The sequence below is a fragment of the Streptomyces sp. NPDC002577 genome (assembly GCF_053594815.1).
Map to the genome: position 1 here is coordinate 1 of NZ_JBSFWK010000067.1, position 19,145 is coordinate 19,145.

Here is a 19,145-nt window from a genome sequence, read left to right on the forward strand (position 1 = left end):
GGTCTCCGACTACGCGACGACGGCCACCATCTCGCCGTACCGCATCTACAACCAGGAGATCACGATCACCGGCTCCATGGCCGTCCTGCACAGCTACGAGCGCGCGGCGGAGCTGTTCGCCACCGGGGTACTGGATCCCCAGGTGTTCATCAGCCACCGGTTGCCGCTGTCCGAGTACCCGCAGGCACTGGACCGGTTCGCCGCCGGCCAGGGACGCAAGATCGTCGTACTGCCCTGACCCCGCCCCGGAAGGTTTCCTCGTGACCTTCCCGCGGTTACGCCCGGTCGTGCCACCTGTCGGACGGGGGCCGGACTCGGTCGAAGCCGGGATCCGGCCCCGGCGGGCTCCCTCCCAGACGGGGCCATGGAGGGAATACGCCATCGGGCGCGGCAGTCGTGGCCGCGCAGCCGGTCAGTGGCTGTGTCGCCCGCGCCGCCCCTTTGCCCGGTCTTTCCGAGCCTTTTCCGAGAGAGAGCAGCCCATGAGCCCGCGTCAGATCACCGTTCTGGGAGAGTGCGTCGCGGACGCCTTCACCGAACCGGCGAACACCTCGAACGAACTCGCCCTGCGGGTGCTGCCGGGCGGCGGACCTGCGAATACGGCCGTGGCCCTGGCCCGCCTCGGCACGCCGGCCCGCTTCCTCGCGCGCCTGTCCGGCGATGTGTTCGGCCGCCTGTTCCGGGCCCACCTGGAGGGGTCCGGCGTCGACCTGTCGTACGCCGTCGCCGCCGCCGAGCCCAGCACGCTGGCCGTGGCGGAGCTGGACCCCCAGGGGCAGGCTGCGTTCTCGTTCCACGCGCAGAACACCGCCGACTGGCAGTGGACTCCGGACGAACTGGCAAGAGTGGATCTGTCCGAATCGGCCTGTGTGCACACCGGGTCGCTGGCGCTGGTCTTGGAGCCCGGCGGGGCGGTGGTGGAGGAGTTCCTGGCGGCGGCGGCTTCGAGGGTCACCATCAGCGTCGATCCCAACGTCCGGCCGCTGCTGGTGCGCCCCGAGGTCTACCGCGCCCGGCTGGCGCACTGGTGCGCTCTCGCCGACATCCTGCGGCTGAGCGAGGACGATCTGGAACTCCTCCTGCCGGGCACCCCGCCCGAGCAGGCCTGCGACACCTGGCACGCCGCGGGGGCACGGCTCGTCGTGATCACGCTCGGCGCCGATGGCGCCCTGGCCTCACTCGACGGCGAACGGCTGCGGGTGCCCGCGGTGGCCGCGCAGGTCGTCGACACGGTCGGCGCGGGGGACTCCTTCACCGCCGGCCTGCTGCACCACCTCGGCGCCCGCGGACTCCTCGGCGGCCGGCTGGCCGGTCTCGGTCTTGACGATGTCGCGGAAGCCTGCCGGTTCGGCACTCGGGTCGCGGCCCTGACCTGCTCGGTCGCCGGTCCCAATCCGCCGTGGCTGAACCAGTTGGAGCAGCTCGCGGTGGCCGGTGGCGCCTGACGGAAAGGCGAGTCACGACGACGTCCGCGCTGGACGGGGCTTGTCGAATGGCGGGCCGCCGCCCGGTCGAAGACCCGCACGCCGAGGCGCCGACGGACCTTAGCCACGTACTACATGCTTAGAGGTGCAACGGCCACCGTGCGACTGGTGCCAGGCCCAGATGGACGAGGCCGCTCTGTCTACACGGACGCGCCGGGTGTACCCATCGGGGGATGGCGACGGCATTCGACAGTTCTTGGCTACTTGAGTGCACAGCGGCAGATTGGCCGTGTGGGCATCGATGCCCTGGCCCACCCGCGCCGCCGGGCGTTACGTGCCGTACGCCGCAGTCCGACCACCACGTCACGGGGGATCAACCTTCACCGGCGACTCCGCATCGAGGACGGGGCATCCCACAAGCCGGGGGTGGAAGGTGGATGCCCGATGGGTCTCGGTCTGGCGACCACGGTCGCCGGGGGGATCTACGTAGTGACCATTGCGTTGCCGGCGCTCGTCTCGGCCTATGCGCGTGATCTTGACCGCAGGCGTGAGGCCCGCAGAAGTCTGGTCTTGCTGGTGCCTGGCCGTCAGGCGCAGGATGCCGCCTCGGCTTCCTCATCTTGGTGCACCTCCTTGCCTGAGGGCGGGGCGGGTTGCGCCCTGGAAGTCGGCGCGTCGAGTGAGGTCGATGGCGCGTTCGACGGCCGGAGGCCGTCGGCCGAACTCCTGGCGCGGCAGTTGGCCGCGTCAGCAGTCCCTGTCAGGACCTACCAGGCCGCCGGTATGCCGCACCGCCACCTCAACCGGACGCCGGCTCTCGCCGAGGTCGACGGATCACTCGGCTTCTTCGCCGACGCCCTGCGGTGAATTCGCAGACGCCTGCGGTAAAGCGGCGCGCTGCCGCTGACGGCGATGGGGGCAACTGACTTGAGCGGCCCGCTGCGTGTCAGGGCGCAGCGGGCCGCGGTCGGTGAGGCCGGTACGGGACCGGGCGCAGGGATCAGGTGTCGACAGACTCTGGGGACGCCTCGCTCATCTTCATGAGCCGCTCCAGCACCTCATCGGGAATCGGTCGGGGAAGGAACCCGACGTACTGACGCATCGCCATGGACGACAGGATGAGCAGTGCTTCAGCGTTCCCCTCCACAACTGCGCCAGCCTGTTCCGGGGGGAGCCCGGACGTCATCGCTGCTGTCAGCGCAGGGCCGATGGTCGGGTGGCCGAACCACTCGCTGACGGTGGAGTCCAGGGTGAGCGCCTGCAGCAGGTTGTCGCCCGGCAGGTCGAGGGTGGCGGTGGCGACGACGTCGTGGGCGTTGTCGGCGAGCTGCACCCGGTACTGGCCGGCGGCGACGGTCCAGTCGTCGCGGGTGATGTCCCAGTAGGCGAAGGCGCGGCGGTCGAGGTCGATCTCGACGGTGGTGCTCTCGCCCGGGGCGAGCGCCACCTTGGTGAAGCCGCGCAGTTCCCGGACCGGGCTGCTGACGGGGCGCTTGGGTGCGGCGACGTAGACCTGCACCACGTGCTTGCCGGAGCGGTCGCCGGTGTTGGTGACCGTGACACTCGCCGTGGCGGTGTCTGGGCCGGTGGGGGTGACACGGAAGTCAGCCTTCTGGAAAGAGGTGTAGGTCAGGCCGTGGCCGAAGGGGTAGCGGACGGCGAGGTCGGCGGTCTCGTAGTGGCGATAGCCGACCATGACGCCCTCGCCGTAACGGACGTGGCCCTGTTCGCCGGGGAAGTTCAGGAAGGAAGGGGTGTCGTTGAGCCGGAACGGGATGGTCTCGGCGAGTCGCCCTGACGGGTTGACCCGGCCGGTCAGTACGTCGGCGATCGCGCCGCCGCCCGCCTGGCCGGGCAGCCACGCCTCCACCACGGCGTCCACCTCGTCGTGCCAGCCCTCCAGGCTCACCACGCCACCGTTGAGGAGCACGACGACCGTACGCCGGGCCACCTGGGCCACCGCTCGTACCAACTCCACCTGGTCAGATGGAAGTTGGATGTGGTCGCGATCGAATCCCTCGGACTCGTCGGCCTCGCGCAGGCCGATCAGGAGTACGGCGGTGTCTGCCCGGTCTGCGAGGGCGACGGCCTCTTCGCGGAGCTGCCCGGCGTCCGCATTCCCCTTGGTGTCATAACCTTGCGCGAAGTCGACCTGGGCCTCGGGCAGCAGGGCACGCAGCTCCTCCAGCGGGCTGTCGACGCGGGTGGCGTTGACGTGGGAGCTGCCGCCGCCCTGGTAGCGCAGGGCCGCGGCGAACTCGCCGATGACGGCGATGCGGCCGGTGGGAGCGAGCGGCAGGGCCTGGTGGCGGTTCTTCAGCAGCACCAGGCAGTCGGCGGCGACCTCGCGGGCCAGCCGGTGGTGCGCGTCGAAGTCGACCGTCACGGGGTCTGCCTGGGCGCGGGCCCGCTCGGCCAGGCAACGCAGCCGGGCGACGGCGGTGTCGACGACGGTCTCGTCCAGCTCGCCGGTGCGGACCGCGGCGGCGACCTCCGCGTCGGTGCCGCGATGAGTGCCGGGCATCTCCAGGTCGGTGCCGGCCAGCAGCGCGGCGACGCGGTTGTTGACGGCGCCCCAGTCGGAGACGACCAGGCCGTCGAAGCCCCATTCCTCGCGGAGCACCTGGGTGAGCAGCCATCGGCTCTCGGAGGCGTAAATGCCGTTGATCTTGTTGTAGGCGCACATGACGGTCGCGGGCCGGGCCTGGACCACGATCCGTTCGAATGCCGGGAGGTAGATCTCCCGCAGGGTGCGCTCGTCCACGTCGGCGCTGACCCGCATCCGCTCGGTTTCCTGGTTGTTGGCCGCGAAGTGCTTGACCGATGCGCCCACGCCCTGGCTCTGCACGCGGGCCACATGCGCAGCACCCAGCACGCCGCTGAGGAGCGGGTCCTCGGAGAAGTACTCGAAGTTGCGGCCGCACAGCGGCGAGCGCTTGATGTTGACGCCGGGGCCCAGCAGTACGTCCACACCGAGCGCCCGGGCCTCGCGGCCGAGCGCCTCTCCCACACGGCCGATCAGTTCCGGGTCCCAGCTGGAGGCCAGCGCGACCGCGGGCGGGAAACAAGTCGCCGGTTGACTGTCATAGAGGCCGAGGTCCTCGGCGTCCGGGCGCGGGCGCCGGAGGCCGTGAGGACCGTCGCCCAGTACGAGTGAAGGAATCCCCACCCGTTCGGCGGGTTCGGTCGACCACATGTCCCGGCCCGAGAGCAGTGCGGTCTTCTCGTCGAGGCTCAGCTCGGCTGCGCCGTGATCGTGGCTGGTCGCCATGGTGCGGATCCTTGGGTGGGTAAGGGGCGAGGGGCAGCGGCTGCCGCGCACCGGACGCATGCTCAGGCCGTCCGGCAGGGTGCGACGGCCGCGATGAGTTCAGGAACTGGTGCCCGGGCGCAGGACCAGGTGGTGGCTTCCGGACCCGAGCCTGCTGGTGGCCTGCATGGAGCGCCAGCCCTCGGGTGGAAGGAACCGTCCGGTCGTGCCGGGTGGCAGGACGGCGTCCACTGTGAGGGTGGTGCCGCCGATCGACCAGGCGATAGATGCTGTTCCGTACGGGGTGGCGATCGAGGCGCCGGCGGAGGTGAGCGTGCCTCCGGGGCGGGGAGCGATCTCGATGGTGCGGTAACCCGGAGTGGTGGCCCGTAGTCCGGCGACGGACTGGTAGAGCCAGGCGGCGACGGCGCCGTAGGCGTAGTGGTTGAACGACAGCATCGTCCCGGCCTTCTCGACGTCGATGGTGCCGTCGGGACGTATGGCGTCCCACCGCTCCCACATGGTGGTGGCGCCGCGGGCGACCTGATAAAGCCAGCCGGGACACTCGGTGTTGAGCAGGAGTCGGTACGCCTCGGCCACATGGCCGGTGCTGGTGAGGGCGGGCAGCACGAACGGTGTGCCGAGGAAGCCGGTGGCGATGCGTCCGCCGTTGGCGCGCACCAGGGCGGCGAGGGCCTCGCCCACCGAGGCGTGTTCGGCGGCAGGCGCGATGCCGAACTGGAGGGCGAGCGCGCATCCGGTCTGGGTGGTGCGAGCGTGGGCGTCCCACTTCTGCCAGGCGGCCTCGGCGGTACGCCGGTGCAGGTCCGCGTACCGTTCGGCGTCGTCGACGTGGCCCAGTTCACGGGCCGCGTCGGAGAGCAGACGGGCGCTGTGCGCGACGAAGGCGGTGGCGACGTAGGCGGAGTCGGTGGTGGCGCGCGCCGGGTCCTCTGGTGGCGCGGCCGGGTCGAGCCAGTCACCGAGTTGCGCGTTGCCGCTCCACGTCCCGTCGTCGTCCAGGTGATCGATGGTGAACTCGACCCACGCGCGCATCGCCGCGTAGTGGCGGCCCAGCAGGCTGCGCTCGCCGTAGGCGTCGAAGAGGGCGGCCGGTACAACGGTGGCGGCGTCGCCCCAGCCCGCGGCGGTGCCGGCGAACGGCAGCTCGGTCGGCGGCAGGTCGCCGAGCGGCACATCCGGAATCACCATCGGGACTGCGCCGTCCGGTCGCTGCTCGATACCGAGGTCGGTGAGCCAGCTGTCGAGAAAGGCCCGGCTGTCGAACGTGGCGCACGCCGTCGGGGCGAAGGCCATGATGTCGCCGGTCCAGCCGAGCCGTTCGTCGCGTTGCGGGCAGTCGGTGGGGACGGCGAGGAAGTTGCCGCGCTGGGAGCGTACGACGTTGTTGTACAGCGTGTTCAGACGATCGTCGGAGCAGTGGAACTCGCCGATGCGGCGCAGGTCGCTGGCCACGACCTCGACTCCGACGGCTTCGATGGTGACGCCAGGGGAGGTGTCGATCTCGGCGTACCGGAAGCCGTGGAAGGTGAACTCTGGCTGTAGTTCGACGGCGCCGCCGGCCAAGGTGTACTGGTCGGTGGCGCGGGCGCCGCGCAGGATGCTGGTCAGCAGGCGGCCGCCGTCGTCAAGCACCTCGGCGTGCCGGACGGTGACCGTGCTTCCTGGCGGGCCGTCGGCGTGGAGCCTGAGCCAGCCGGTGATGTTCTCGCCCGCGTCGATGGCAATCGTGCCGTCGGGCAGTGTCCGTCGCTCGGGCTGGATGACCTGTACGACGCGTACCGGTGGGTGGGCCCGCTGGGTCAGCCCGGCGGGCAGGGGGCGGGCGGCGGCCTGCTCCCAGCCGCGGTCGTCGAAACCCGGCAGTTGCCAGCCGTGCGGCTCGTGGCGGAGGTCGCGCTCGCAGCCGTCGTACAGGTCCGCCGCCAGCAGGTCGCCGTAATCGCCCCGCCAGTGGTCGTCGGTGGCGACCGTGACGGTGGTGCCGTCGGCCAGGGTGACTTCGAGTTGGGCGAGCAGTGCCGTTGTGTCGCCGTAGACGTTGCGGTTCTTGTGCCAGGTGAGATGGCCGCGGTGCCAGCCGTCGCCGACCGCGGCGGAGACGGCGTTCCGGCCGGGGACGAGCAGCCCGGTGACGTCGTAGGTGGCGTAGAGCAGTCGCTTGGGGTAGCTGGTCCAGCCAGGTTCCAGCAGTTCGTCGGAGACGGGCCGGCCGTTGATGGCGGTGCGGTGGACGCCCAGCGAGGTCAGGTACAGGCGCGCGGATACCGCCTCCGCCGGGAGGTCGAACTCCCGGCGGAGCAGCGGCACCGGGCCGGGGGAGGTGCGGCCCCGGTCACTGGGGACATGTACGGGACGGGCCGTCCAGTCCCTGTCGTCGAGCAGTGCGGCCTCCACCCGGGCGGGTCCGCTCCATTCCGTCCACCCGAGGTCGGTGCGGACACGGACGCGCCAGTAACGGACCTCGCGGCTGCACAGCGGCGGGGCTGGCCAGGGGTGATCGGTCACCAGGCCGGATTCGACCTCTCCGCTGGACGCCGCGTCGCCCAAGGACCGGTCGGCTGACACATGGATCTCGTAGGCGTGCTGCAGGACATCCGGACGTTCGCTCGCCAGCGACCACGACAGGCGCGGTTCGGGATACGGGGTGGCCACCAGACCGGAGTCGTCCGCGGTGCGCAGCCCGATGACCGTTGTTGTGGTGTCCATTGTGTGGAGTGCCTCGATGCTCGACGTCTTCATCACCGGAGGTGCCTCCGGAGGAATCGCAGTGTGGACTGGTGCAGCGTGGTGCGGTGCGGGACGGATCCCCAGGCGTGGTCCGCGCCCTCGACGATCTCGAGGTGCGCGTTGCCGTTGTAGTAGTCCAGATAGCGCCGGACGTACTCGAGGGGAGCGATGTCGTCCTTGTCGCCGTGCAGGATGTGGACCGGGCCGGCGTACCCGCTCGACCGTCCGTAGACGTCGAGACCGGCGATGTCCTCGACGAGAGCGGGGCTCATCCGGTGCCCGTCGGCGTCGACGTAGCCCTTCTCCGCGATCTCCGGTGCCAGTCTGCGGCCCTTGAGGTAACCGCTGCCGATCTCGAAGGGGGCGACGGCGGCCGGTGACCACAGGCACAGCGCGCCGACGCCGGGCTCCTCGGCGGCCACGATGCCGGCGACCACGCCCCCCATGCTCATACCGATCAGGCCGATACGGTCGGGGTCGACGAAGTGGAGGGTCCGGACCGTCCGCAGTACCGCGCGGGTTTCGGCGATCTCGCCGGTGATGGTCACGTCGAAGAAATCGCCGTCGCTCTCGCCGTGGCCCGAGAGGTCGAACCGGACAGAGGCGATTCCGTGGGCTTCCAACAGCCGGGACATGGCGACGAAGTTCGGCAGTTCGAGCCGGTTGGAGGTGAAGCCGTGGACGAACACCGCGGTCGGCCAGCGGGTTCCGGTCGGCCCTTCGGGGATGTGCAGCGTGGAGCGCAGCGTCAGGCCGTTGTGCTGGAAGTCGTGATGGCGGATCACAGAGCGGCCTTTTCGGACGTCTCCGGGGAGGCGGCGTCGCTCAACTCGGCGGGTTCTTCGGGCTGAAAGGCCTTCGGTAGGCGTGGCACCCAGACCAGGCCGATGACCGCCGCGACCAGCACGCAGCCGAGGAGGAGGCCGAAGAACAGCCGGGTGTGGCCCAGGGCGAAGGCCGGCGTGCCCAGCGCGGCCAGCCCGGCGAGGGCCCGGGTGAAGGCCATCGTCACCCCGCCGGCCGTGGCCCGCAGCAGGGTGGGGAACAGTTCCTGTGACCAGACCTTGTAAATGGACTCGCCGGCGAAGGCGTTACCGAGACCGGAGATGAGCATGACGGCGACCAGGGCGAGCTTGGTGGGTCCCAGCAGCGCAGGGAGGGCCCAGGCGAGGACGAGCAGAGCCGAGCCGACGGCGAACCAGACGTGCCTGGCCGGCCGGTCGACCACCCGCATGAACACCAGGCCCGCGACGAAGCCGACCGGCAATCCGAGCAGGGTCAGCTGCGAGTACTGCGCGATCTCTCCCTTGGCCAGAGCGGTCCACAGGAAGGTGCCGAACTGGCCGAGGGTGTTCGCGCCGAGGTTCCAGGTGGCGTAGTACAGGCCCGTCGCGATCAGGGCGTAGACGGTCGGCGCCCGGAAAAGATCCCGGATGCGGCTGAACTCGATGGTCTCGGAGCCCGCGGTCGTGCGCGCTTCCGCGGCCTGGCGTGCGGCCGCCCATTCGGCCGACTCGCGGAGGGTCAGGCGCAGGAGCAGCACGACGACCGCCACGACCAGCAGATGGGCGAAGAGGATGCGGCCGCCGAGTATGCCCTGCACGCCCATGAAGGAGCTCAGCACCAGCACGGCCACGATGCCGGCGAGCCAGAGCATGCCGGAGAACACCACCATGGTGCCCTTCTTGCCCTCCGGTGCCTCCTCGTTGACGAGCGCGAGCGACACAGGAAGGTCCGCGCCGATGGCCACACCGGTCGCCACGACACCGGCGTACAGCAGAGCGGGGCTCGCCGCCACGAGGAGCAGAAGGATGCCGGCGGCGTAGAGCATGAGTGAGAAGGTGAAGATCTTCCGGCGGCCGAACCGGTCGCCCAGTCGGCCGCCGAACAGCGCACCGGCTGCGAACGCCAGGGTCTGAAGCCCCAGCAGCGACCCGATGGTCCCAGCGCTGAGCTGGAACGGGGCGGCGTAGTAACCGCCGATGGCGATGCCCGAGGTCACCAGGGCCGCGGCGTCCAAGTAGGAGGCCATGCCGGCGAGGATCGCGGTCTTCCAGGGGCTGCTGGTGGTGGTTTTCAGGTCTGACATGGGTCCTCTTCGTCGAGTACCGGGGATGGGGACGGTGGGGGGACCTGATGGGGCGGCGCCAGGCCGGAGCCATGGGGGCTCCTGGCCACGGAGAGTTACTTAATCGCGCCACTTAAACGTGTAGGCCGACTGAGCGGGTAAGCTAACCGCAGTCGTGGGCTTTGACAAGAGGTCTGTCAGAGGGTGGGGTGCATGGCTGGGACAACCAGTGGCAGGCGAGTGACCAGCGGGGACGTCGCGCGGGAAGCCGGAGTCTCCCGCGCGACCGTGAGTTACGTCCTCAACGACACCCCTCACCAGAAGATCGCCGAGGCCACGCGCCGTCGGGTGTGGGAGGCGGCCGCCAAACTCGGCTACGCGCCGTCGGCCGCGGCGCGCACGTTGCGGACGGGGCGCTCGAGCATCGTGCTCGGCCTGCTGCCGGACTGGCCCATCGAGCACGTCCTCGGACGCCTCATCCAGCGGTTGACCAGCGCCTTCGCCGAGCATGAGCTCACCTTCCTCGTGCACTCGTCGGCTCCCCCTGCACGGCCCCTGCGGGAGATCTGGAAGGCTCTGACACCCGCGGCGGTGCTGGCCCTGGACGAGTTCCCGGAGTCCGAGGCCGACGCCATGCGGGCGGTGGGCATCGAGGTTGTCATGGTGGTGCGCGGCTCGGTACAGGGAGAGCTTCGGCCACCTGTGGTGTCCGAGGAGCCGATCGGCGCAGTGCAGGCCCGCCACCTCGTCGCCTCGCACCGACGGCTCGGCTATGCCTACCCGGACCTGACGAGACTCGGTGCCCTGGCCCAGCCCCGACTGGACGGGGTCCGCAAGGTCTGCGCCGAACTCGGCCTTCCGGCGCCGGATGTGCGAACCGTCCCTCTGGAGCAGGCCGGTGCCGCCGAAGCGGTGAAGGCATGGCTCGCCGCCGACCCACCGGTCACCGGCATCTGCGCGTTCAACGACGAGGTCGCCATGGCCGTGCTGGCCGCCATGCGCTCCCTCGGGCTGCGCGCCCCGCAGGACCTCGCCGTGATCGGCGTCGACGACATCCCGGGCGCGGCTCTGGCCCAGCCACCGCTGACCACGGTCGTCCGCGACACTGACGCCATCGCGCAGGGCCTGGCCCGCCGCATCGTCGACACCCTGGATGGCAAGCAGGTCCCCTCCGACCCCATCGAGGACCCGCTTCGGGTCCGCGTCCGGGAATCCGCCTGACCGGCTCTTCCGCCGTGCGCAAGGGGAGGACGGAGGACCGTCGCGGGAATCGGCGGGTTGAACGCCCTCTGAACAGCCCGGTGTTGACCTCCTACGCCGATGGTCGTGCCGTGGTCCGGCGCGGCACGAGGGTGGGGGAGAGTGTGACCTGAACCGACGGCCGGCCACGATCGGCGATCCGTTCCAGGAGGAGACGTACGGCATTGCTGCCCATCTCGTGGCCTGCCTGGTCGACACTGGTCAGTGAGATCGGACCGAACGCGGCGAACGTGGTGTTGTCGTATCCGGCCACCGAGATGTCACCGGGAGCGGACAGCCCGGCTTCGGTGACCGCTTCCAGCACGCCCATGGCAACGATGTCCGCTCCGGCGAAGACGGCCGTGGGCCGGCGAGGACGAGTCAGCAGCTCCTTCGCGCCCTCGTAGCCGCCTTGCTGGGTGTAGCTGGTGGAGACCACGTCGATCCACTCCTCCAGGCCGTGCGCCCGCATGGCCTGCCGGTATCCGTCGGCGCGCCGGGCGTTGGGCATTTCCGCGAGGCGCGTCGGCTCGGTTTCGTGGTGCTCGATGTGGGCGATCCGGTGATGGCCCAGGCCGGCGAGGTGGCTGACGATCAAGGCTGCGCCCTCGATGTCGTCGTCGGCCACTGAGTCGTACACCTGCGAGGAGCCGTGCCGGCCGACGACGACGGTCGGAACGGCGGACGCGACGTGTTCGAGGCGGGCGCGCGACGACACGGGCGCGACCAGGATGATGCCGTCCATGCCGCGGTCGATCATCGCCTCGGTGACGCGGGCCTCCGCCTTCTCCCCGTTGCAGCCCGGACCGAGGAACACCTGGTACTCGGTGTCCTCCAGTGAATCGGTGATTCCGTCGAGGATCTCCGGAAAGAACGGGTTGCGGATGTCGGGCAACATCACGCCGATGGTGTACGTCTGCCCACGGAGGCCTCTGGCACCGGCATGCGGACGGTAGCCCAGCTCGTCGATCGCGCGGCGCACCTTGGCGCGCATCTCGGGGCTGGCCCCGTAGGCGTTGCGCAGCACCTTGGACACAGCGGTGGTGGACACCTGGGCGTGACGCGCGACGTCGACGATCGTGACCCTGCGACGTGGTGCTTGCGACTCCATCCAGTCCTTGCCTTCCCGGGAAACGTTGCCGCCGAGTGTAGAGCGGATCGCGCAGCTCAGGAGGTGCCTAGCAGCGCTGTTGTCGTAACAAGGACGCAGCGTGCGCGGCATCTTGACGTCACGCGGGGCGCTCTCTAGGGTCTGGCCACACCCCTTTGGGAAACGTTACCCACACAAGCCATCGCGGTCCGCCCGGCCTGGCACCGGACCACACCACCCCAAGACGAAGAAGACAGCAGGAGTCTCCCGCGTCACGCCGACCCGGGGGCCTGAGCAGCAAGTCTTTGAAACGTTTCAAGGAAGGAGGTTCGCCGGTGACTCTCGCCCCGCACGAGCAACTTTCGGACCATGACCGGCCTCCGGACGCGGCACCGCTTCCGGGAGTCCGGCGGGCGCGCACCGCCCCGCCGTGGTGGTTCGCGCTGCCCGCACTGCTGCTGTTCGCCTTCGTCGTCCTGGTGCCGAGTGCCCGCGGTGTGTACTACGCCTTCACTGACTGGGACGGTCTCGATCCCGATTTCTCCTTCGTCGGACTGGACAACTTCTCCGCCATGTTCCGCGACTCCGACGCGGTGCAGGCCATCGGGCACACGCTACTGATCGCCGTGTCGATCACGGTCGTGCAGAACGCGGTGGGCCTGTTGCTGGCCCTCGGGGTCAACACGGCCATCAAGTCCCGCAACGTGCTGAGGGTGTTCCTGTTCGCCCCGGCTGTCATCACCCCGATCGTGACCGCCTACCTCTGGCGCAACCTGCTCGGCCCGGACGGCGCGATCAACAATCTGCTGGGCGCGGTAGGGCTGGACGGCCGGCAGCAGGACTGGCTGGGCAGTCCGCGTCTCGCGCTGTGGGCGGTGGTGGGGGTGATCGTGTGGCAGTTCGCTGGCTACTCCATGGTCATCTTCCTCGCCGGGCTGCAGTCGGTGCCCAGAGAGATCCATGAGGCGGCAGCCATCGACGGCGCAGGTTCCATACGGCGCTTCTGGTCGGTGACCCGGCCGCTGCTGGCCCCGGCGTTCACCATCAACCTGATGCTGTCGATCATCGGCGGCATCAAACTCTTCGACCAGGTGTACGCGTTGACGGGCGGGGGCCCGGGGCACGCGACAGACACCCTCTCGACGCTGATCTACAAAGACGCCTTCACGCTCGGCGAGTTCGGCTACAGCATCGCGCTCGCGGTCGTCCTCACGATCATCGTGGCGGTCGTCTCGACCGGACAGTACGTCGTGCTGTCCCGCAACGAGAGGGCCACGTCGTGAACCGCTACCGCCGCCGCACCCTCGCGCTGGAGCTGGCGATGATCGCCGCGGCTCTGTTCGTCGGCTTCCCGGTGTACGTCCTGGTCAACCTGGCCGTGCGGCCGGCGTCGGACACCTCGTCGCCGATCAGCCCGACCGCCTCGCCCACCTTCGACAACTTCACGCAGGCCTGGCAGCAGGGCGCGCTGGGCGGGGCGTTGGCCAACAGCGTGCTGGTGACGGTGTGCAGTGTCGTCATCGTGCTGGCCGTCTCGTCGCTCGCGGCCTACCCGCTGGCCCGCGTCACGGCTCGCTGGTCCCGGGGAACGTACCTGACCTTCCTCCTCGGCCTCGTCCTCCCCTTCCAGCTAGCCTCGCTGCCGCTCTACCAGACCATGCGCGACATGGGCCTGCTCGGCACTCCATGGGCACTGGTCCTCTTCTACTCAGGCCTGCAGGTGCCGTTCACCGTCTTCCTCTACGTCGGCTTCCTGCGCGCCCTGCCCCGCGACTTCGAGGACGCGGCGCTGATCGACGGCTGCACACCGCTGCAGGGCTTCCGGTACGTGGTCCTGCCGATGCTCAAACCGGTCACGGTGACGGCCCTGGTACTCAACGCGGTGGCCGTGTGGAACGACTTCTTCACCCCGCTGCTGTACCTCAGCGGAAGCGCCCAGCAGACCATGCCGGTCGCGATCGCCGGCTTCGTCGGTCAGTACGTCACCGACTGGAACCTCATCTTCGCCGCACTGGTGATCAGCATTCTGCCCGTCCTGATCGTCTACTTCCTGCTCCAGCGCAGCATCATCAACGGCTTCGCGGGAGGGCTCCGGGGATGACACCCGACGCCCGCCCGACCCTCATGCCCGGTGGTTCTTCCCCGAGGGGGACATCATGAAGACACGCACACTCCCGGCCCTCGTCGCCGCGGCCACGTCCATAGCCGTGCTGGCCGCCTGCAGCGGCGGCACCAAGGCGGGCTCCGGCGGCAGCTCGGGCGGCTCCGGCGGCTCCAAGACCCTGACGCTCGCCTCGGTCGACCAGGGCTCGATCGAGGACGTCGTCAAGGCGTTCGAAAAGGCCAATCCCGGTGTCAAGGTCCGCTACACCACCAGCGGCGCCGACCAGTACCAGCAGCAGATCCGCACCCAGCTGTCCTCGGGCACCGCACCCGACGTCATGTCGGTCTGGCCCGGCAACGGCAACCCCGCCACCACCTACGTCCTGGCCAAACCCGGCTACCTGCTCGACCTCTCGAACCAGCCCTGGGCCGCCGAGCTGCCGGACGCGATCAAGACCGTCGCCCAGTACAAGGGGAAGACGTACACCGCGATCTTCGGGCAGAACGGCATCGGCGCGGTCTACAACCAGCAGGCGATGGCGAAGGCGGGTCTCACTCCGCCGGACACCTGGACGGAGCTGCTCGCCTTCTGCCGGGCCGCGAAAGCCAAGGGAACCCCGGCCTTCGCGCTCGGCAACCAGGACAACTGGGTCACGCAGCTCGTCCTGTACGCGCTGGTCGCCACGACCGTTTACGGCGACGACCGCGACTTCGACAAGAAGATGCAGGCAGGCCAGACCACCTTCGCGAAGTCGCCGTGGACCACCGCCCTGGACAAGTACCTGACGATGGAGAAGACCGGCTGCTTCCAGAAGAACCCGCTGGGCACCAACTACGAAGCCAGCCAGCAACTCGCCGCCACCGGCAAGACCCTCGGTATCGTGCAGGGCAACTGGGTGATCGCCCTGCTCAAGCAGAAGAACCCGAAGGCCACCTTCGCCCTCAAGGCGCTGCCCGCAACCGACACTCCGTCCGAGACGATCATCCCGGCGGCAGCGGGCGCCGGCTACGGCGTCAACGCCAAGGCGAAGAACAAGGAACTCGCCCTGAAGTTCGTGAACTTCGTGATGTCGCCCGAGGGCATGAACCTGTTCGTCAAGAAGCAGGGCGGTCTGCCGTCCCTGCCTGACACGGGCTTCGGGGCGGACCCGTCGTTGGCCGAGCTGTCCAAGTTCATCAAGGCGGACCGGACGGTGCCGTTCATGGACCAGCTCTGGCCCAACGCCAAGGTCCAGCAGACCATGCTCAGCGGGCTCCAAGAGATCTTCAGCGGCCAGTCCACGCCCGAGAAAGTCCTCGACGAGATGGACACCGACTACAAGGCCGGGAGCTGACTGTCGCGCCGTCGGCCGCTGTCCCGGCGCAGCACCCCAGTAGCTGAAATCGCATGAGCGGAGGTTTGGCATGCTCCATGTCCCGAGCGGAGCGTTGAGTCGTAGACAGGTGGTCGGAACCATGGTCGTCTCCGCGGCCGGGCTGGCTGTGCCCGCCGTTCCCGGGCTCCCCGTGCAGTCGGCCTACGCCGACGAGGAAGGTGGCAGACAGGGAGCGAAAGTCACTGGTCTGGCATTCGACGGTCGCGAGGACAGTCCGCTCGGCGTCGACGACCCCGCCCCGCGACTGAGCTGGCGGGTGGTGGGCGCCGGCGCGGGATGGACTCAGGCCGCGTATCGGATTCGCGCGGCGCGCTCTGAAGCGGATCTCGACGGAGGCCGTCTGCTGTGGGACAGCGGCGAGGTCCGCTCGTCGGCCCAGACCGACGTCGCATGGCACGGTCCCGCGCCGGCCTCGCGCGACCGGGTGGTCTGGCAGGTGCGTGCGTGGAGCGCCGACGCCGACGCGACACCGTGGAGCCACCCCGCTTCATGGGAGATGGGGCTCCTCAAGCGCTCCGACTGGGGCAAGGCCCGGTGGATCGAGTACCCGGGCCGCACCGTCGACCAGCCACTGCCCGTGTTCGCTCGCGCCTTCCGGGTGGATGAGCGCCGGGGCAAGGTCGCCAGGGCGAGGCTGTACCTGTCCGGCGTCGGACTGCACGTGGCCCGGCTGAACGACCAGTCCGTCACCGACGAGGTGCTCGCTCCTGGCAATTCCAACTACCAGCTCTCCACCGAATACCGGGTGTACGGCGTCACCCAGCTCATCCGCCCTGGTGACAACACCCTGGGCGTCGAGCTGGGCCACGGCACTGCGCTCGTCACACGGTCCGTCACGAATCCCGCGACCGGCCGCACCGCCCCGTACAGCTGGTGGCAGAGTCAGTTCAAGGGCAGCGGCAACCTGGTCGTGCCCGCCGCCCGTGATGCCACCACCATCAAGGTGAACAGCGTGGCGAACTACCACGTCGGCGGCACCGTCAACATCGACACCGGCGACGGCGGCGAGCGCCTGGAGTCACGCACCATCACCGCGATCGGCACAGCCGGCCCCGACGGCACCGGTATCACCTTCGTGCCCGGACTTTCGTCCGGGCACGAGAGCGGTGCCGCTATCACTGGTTCCGGCAACTCCATGGCGAACACCGACCCGAGCGCGGGCGCCGCCGTGTCCCCACGTCTGATCGCCCGCCTGGAACTCACGAGAGCCGACGGCACGGTCGAGACCGTCGTCAGCGACCGCTCGTGGATGACGGCTCTCGGCCCGACCACCACAGCCAACTGGTACTCCGGCTCCGACCACGACGCCCGGCGCGAGCAGCCCGCCTGGACCGCCCCCGGTGCGGATCTCGGCGATTCGGCGAGGCGGCGCGACGGTACGGCCGTCGGTTGGGTCGAAGCCGGAATCGCCCCGCCGCCAAATCTGACCACCGAGCTGGTGTGGCGGGTGGCCGAGCCGCTCAGGGTCGTCGACAGGCTCCGCCCGGTCAGTGTCACCCAGCCGCAGCCCGGCATCTGGGTCTTCGACTTCGGGCAGAACTTCGCGGGATGGCCGCTGCTCGAGCTCGACGGCGCGCTCCCGGCAGGTATCACGGTCAAGCTGTATCCCGCCGAGTCGCTGAACGCCGACGGCACCGTCAACCAGGCGTCGATCATGGGTGGCGGTGCCGCCCGCGGCACCGACGTGTTTGCCGCCTACACGACATACGGCGACGAGCGAGGCGAGCGGTGGCACCCGCAGTTCCACTACTTCGGCATGCAGTGGGTGCAGGTGACCGGCCTGCCCGAGGGCTACGTACCGACGCGGGACACGGTGACCGGCCTGCAGATCCACGCGGACGCACCGGCCGCCGGATCCCTGCGGACCTCCGACGACCGGATCAACCGCATTCACCGCATGGCCCGTTACTCGGTCATGAGCAACACCATGTCCACCTTCACGGACTGCCCCGGACGCGAAAAACTCGCCTACCCCGCCGACTACGTACAGCCCTTCGCATCCCTGCACCGCACGTTCGGATACGCGGCCTACCTGCGCACCATGCAACGCCACCTGGCGGAGGGCCAGTCCAGGGCCGGCGACAACATCGGCAACGTGGCGCTCAAGGCCCCGGTCTACGACTGGGGGTACACCGGCCGGTTCGGCGACGAGATCAACTGGGGCAACGGCATCATCCTGGTGCCCTGGCTGCTGTACGAGACGTACGGCGACACGCAGACGATGAGCCGCTATTACGCGCAGATGCAGGCCTTTGTGAACTACATCAGGACCAAGAAGGCCGGAACCGGCGCGGACGCCCACATCGTGAACGCGGCCCTGGCCGACTGGATCGCCAGCGAGAACACCTCGGGCCGGATCACCGGAACGTGGGGCTACTACCAGATCGCCGATCGTATGGCCCGGATGGCAACGCTGATCGGGCGCGACGCCGATGCGTCCGAGTACCGCAACCTCGCGGCCAACATCAAGGAGGCGTTCAACGACGCCTTCTACAACGCGGAGCTCGGCCGGTACACCGCCGAGGGCGACCAGGGCGGTGCCGGGGTGACACAGGCCGCGCAGGCGCTCGCGCTGGACGAGGGCCTGGCACCGGAGGGCGAACGCGGGAAGGTCCTCGACGCGCTGGTGGAACTGGTCAACGCCCACAAGCCGTTCGGGGGCGGGCCGCATCTCAGTGGCGGCACCATCGGTCTCGCCCCGATCGTCAGAGCCCTGCACGAAGGCGGCCGCGACGACGTCCTTTGGGACGTCCTCCAGGAGGACACCCGCCCGAGCTACGGCTACTTCATGGCACCCACCACCGCCAATCCCAACGGCCTGACGACCATTCCCGAACAGTGGGACATGGGCAACTCCAAGAACCACATGATCCTGCTGCAGATCGAGGAGTGGTTCCACAGCGGCCTGGTGGGCATCCGCCAAGCGCACGGCAAGGCCGGCTACCGCGAGCTGGTGATCGACCCGCGCCCGGTCGGCGATCTCACCCAGGCCGAGGGCAGCTACCGCACGCCGTACGGCGTGGTGTCCGCGCAGTGGATCCGTAGGAACGGCAGGTTCCGGCTCGACGTGGAGCTCCCGCCCAACACCACCGCGGAGGTCCGGATACCCACGGGCGGCAGCACAGCCCAAGTTGCCGGAGACGGCGCGGTCTTTCAGGGAGTGCGGGGCGACCGTGCCGTCTATGTCGTCGGCTCGGGGAGGCACTCGTTCACCACCGCGATCGCCTGACCGAGCTCGACGGGCAGGGCCTCACATCGGCGTCCGGGCGTAGCCCGGGCCAGCGGGGTTCGCGGACGACGGCGACTCTTCCCGGTGGGACGGTGACCGTGCCGGTGATCTGTATGCCGGTGAGGAGTTCGAAGCCTTCGGCGGGCGCTTCGGTCCCCTTTCCGGCATGGTCGATGAGGAACAGATAGTCGGCCTCGGTGCCGCGGCGCCGGACGACCTCGATCCCGGCGGGCGTCTGGTGCTCCGGTGCCACGTCGGCCTCCCGGCGAATTCGGTGGAGCAGGCCGGCGAGAGTGTCGGGATCGGGGTGGGTGGCCAGATACCAGGCGGTTCCGCTGCCGTGCTGGTGGCTGGTGACGGCAGGATGGCCGGCCAGCGGCCCGTCGGCGTAGGAGGCGACGGGCCGCGCGCCGACGAGCCGTACCCGTTCCGACCACAGATCGGCCGTGGTGCCCGGAGGTACGTCGCCGGCCAGGCCGGTCGTCTCTCCCGGCAACAGGGGGAAGAGCTCGTCGGTGACCACCCCGAGCACATCGCGGAACGCGCCGGGATAGCCGCCGAGGCGCACGTGGCCGTTCTCGTCGACCATGCCGCTGTGGAAGCCGACGGCGAGCG

12 protein-coding genes and 2 pseudogenes are annotated in these 19,145 nt (G+C 69.5%); 8 read left to right on the top strand and 6 right to left on the bottom strand.

Annotated features, from left to right (window positions below):
- The 3 genes and pseudogenes from ACWD4J_RS41275 to ACWD4J_RS41285 form a co-directional block, all read left to right on the top strand.
- A pseudogene (locus tag ACWD4J_RS41275) lies at positions 1-238 on the top strand (alcohol dehydrogenase); the annotation flags it as partial.
- A 244-nt stretch (positions 239-482) separates the two neighbouring features.
- The gene (locus ACWD4J_RS41280) at positions 483-1,445 is read left to right on the top strand and encodes a carbohydrate kinase family protein (protein WP_451400698.1); all 963 of its coding nucleotides are present in this window, start codon (positions 483-485) and stop codon (positions 1,443-1,445) included.
- Between the two features lie 423 nt (positions 1,446-1,868).
- On the top strand, positions 1,869-2,291 hold the full coding sequence (locus tag ACWD4J_RS41285) for a hypothetical protein (protein ID WP_451400699.1): 423 nt from the start codon (positions 1,869-1,871) through the stop codon (positions 2,289-2,291).
- 133 nt (positions 2,292-2,424) lie between these two features.
- Here the strand turns inward: ACWD4J_RS41285 and ACWD4J_RS41290 are convergent, their stop codons facing one another.
- The 4 genes from ACWD4J_RS41290 to ACWD4J_RS41305 all read right to left on the bottom strand — a co-directional run bounded on the left by ACWD4J_RS41290 (position 2,425) and on the right by ACWD4J_RS41305 (position 9,514).
- Positions 2,425-4,695, bottom strand: coding sequence for a glycoside hydrolase family 3 C-terminal domain-containing protein (locus ACWD4J_RS41290; RefSeq protein ID WP_451400700.1), 2,271 nt, complete (start codon positions 4,693-4,695; stop codon positions 2,425-2,427).
- A gap of 99 nt (positions 4,696-4,794) precedes the next feature.
- On the bottom strand, positions 4,795-7,404 hold the full coding sequence (locus ACWD4J_RS41295; protein ID WP_451400701.1) for a family 78 glycoside hydrolase catalytic domain: 2,610 nt from the start codon (positions 7,402-7,404) through the stop codon (positions 4,795-4,797).
- A 32-nt stretch (positions 7,405-7,436) separates the two neighbouring features.
- Positions 7,437-8,210, bottom strand: a complete 774-nt coding sequence (locus tag ACWD4J_RS41300) for an alpha/beta hydrolase (RefSeq protein WP_451400702.1) — start codon at positions 8,208-8,210, stop codon at positions 7,437-7,439.
- Complete coding sequence (locus tag ACWD4J_RS41305) at positions 8,207-9,514, bottom strand: MFS transporter (RefSeq protein WP_451400703.1); 1,308 nt, start codon at positions 9,512-9,514, stop codon at positions 8,207-8,209. Before ACWD4J_RS41305 ends, ACWD4J_RS41300 begins: the two co-directional genes overlap by 4 nt.
- Positions 9,515-9,706: 192 nt before the next feature.
- Between ACWD4J_RS41305 and ACWD4J_RS41310 the strand changes: the two genes are divergently transcribed.
- Positions 9,707-10,714, top strand: coding sequence for a LacI family DNA-binding transcriptional regulator (locus tag ACWD4J_RS41310; RefSeq protein ID WP_451400704.1), 1,008 nt, complete (start codon positions 9,707-9,709; stop codon positions 10,712-10,714).
- Positions 10,715-10,805: 91 nt separating this feature from the next.
- Here ACWD4J_RS41310 and ACWD4J_RS41315 read toward each other — a convergent pair whose 3' ends face one another.
- Positions 10,806-11,843, bottom strand: coding sequence for a LacI family DNA-binding transcriptional regulator (locus ACWD4J_RS41315; RefSeq protein ID WP_451400720.1), 1,038 nt, complete (start codon positions 11,841-11,843; stop codon positions 10,806-10,808).
- A 314-nt stretch (positions 11,844-12,157) separates the two neighbouring features.
- On the opposite strand from ACWD4J_RS41315, the gene ACWD4J_RS41320 reads away from it, so the two are divergent.
- The 4 genes from ACWD4J_RS41320 to ACWD4J_RS41335 all read left to right on the top strand — a co-directional run bounded on the left by ACWD4J_RS41320 (position 12,158) and on the right by ACWD4J_RS41335 (position 18,530).
- Positions 12,158-13,105, top strand: coding sequence for a carbohydrate ABC transporter permease (locus ACWD4J_RS41320; protein ID WP_451400705.1), 948 nt, complete (start codon positions 12,158-12,160; stop codon positions 13,103-13,105).
- Positions 13,102-13,923, top strand: a complete 822-nt coding sequence (locus ACWD4J_RS41325) for a carbohydrate ABC transporter permease (RefSeq protein WP_451400706.1) — start codon at positions 13,102-13,104, stop codon at positions 13,921-13,923. Before ACWD4J_RS41320 ends, ACWD4J_RS41325 begins: the two co-directional genes overlap by 4 nt.
- A gap of 55 nt (positions 13,924-13,978) precedes the next feature.
- Positions 13,979-15,259, top strand: a complete 1,281-nt coding sequence (locus tag ACWD4J_RS41330) for an ABC transporter substrate-binding protein (RefSeq protein WP_451400707.1) — start codon at positions 13,979-13,981, stop codon at positions 15,257-15,259.
- Between the two features lie 121 nt (positions 15,260-15,380).
- Positions 15,381-18,530 (top strand): family 78 glycoside hydrolase catalytic domain, encoded by a 3,150-nt coding sequence (locus ACWD4J_RS41335; protein ID WP_451400708.1) that lies wholly within the window; start codon positions 15,381-15,383, stop codon positions 18,528-18,530.
- Here the strand turns inward: ACWD4J_RS41335 and ACWD4J_RS41340 are convergent.
- A pseudogene (locus tag ACWD4J_RS41340) lies at positions 18,511-19,143 on the bottom strand (beta-galactosidase trimerization domain-containing protein); the annotation flags it as partial. The gene ACWD4J_RS41335 and the pseudogene ACWD4J_RS41340 overlap by 20 nt on opposite strands.
- Positions 19,144-19,145: the final 2 nt, after the last annotated feature.

Excerpts from the sequence above, each read along its gene's own strand:
- ACWD4J_RS41335 (WP_451400708.1), top strand. The coding sequence starts at position 15,381 with ATGGTCGTCTCCGCGGCCGGGCTGGCTGTGCCCGCCGTTCCCGGGCTC.
- ACWD4J_RS41280 (WP_451400698.1), top strand. The coding sequence starts at position 483 with ATGAGCCCGCGTCAGATCACCGTTCTGGGAGAGTGCGTCGCGGACGCC.
- ACWD4J_RS41315 (WP_451400720.1), bottom strand. The coding sequence starts at position 11,843 with ATGGAGTCGCAAGCACCACGTCGCAGGGTCACGATCGTCGACGTCGCG.
- ACWD4J_RS41290 (WP_451400700.1), bottom strand. The coding sequence starts at position 4,695 with ATGGCGACCAGCCACGATCACGGCGCAGCCGAGCTGAGCCTCGACGAG.
- ACWD4J_RS41285 (WP_451400699.1), top strand. The coding sequence starts at position 1,869 with ATGGGTCTCGGTCTGGCGACCACGGTCGCCGGGGGGATCTACGTAGTG.
- ACWD4J_RS41310 (WP_451400704.1), top strand. The coding sequence starts at position 9,707 with ATGGCTGGGACAACCAGTGGCAGGCGAGTGACCAGCGGGGACGTCGCG.
- ACWD4J_RS41330 (WP_451400707.1), top strand. The coding sequence starts at position 13,979 with ATGAAGACACGCACACTCCCGGCCCTCGTCGCCGCGGCCACGTCCATA.
- ACWD4J_RS41295 (WP_451400701.1), bottom strand. The coding sequence starts at position 7,404 with ATGGACACCACAACAACGGTCATCGGGCTGCGCACCGCGGACGACTCC.
- ACWD4J_RS41305 (WP_451400703.1), bottom strand. The coding sequence starts at position 9,514 with ATGTCAGACCTGAAAACCACCACCAGCAGCCCCTGGAAGACCGCGATC.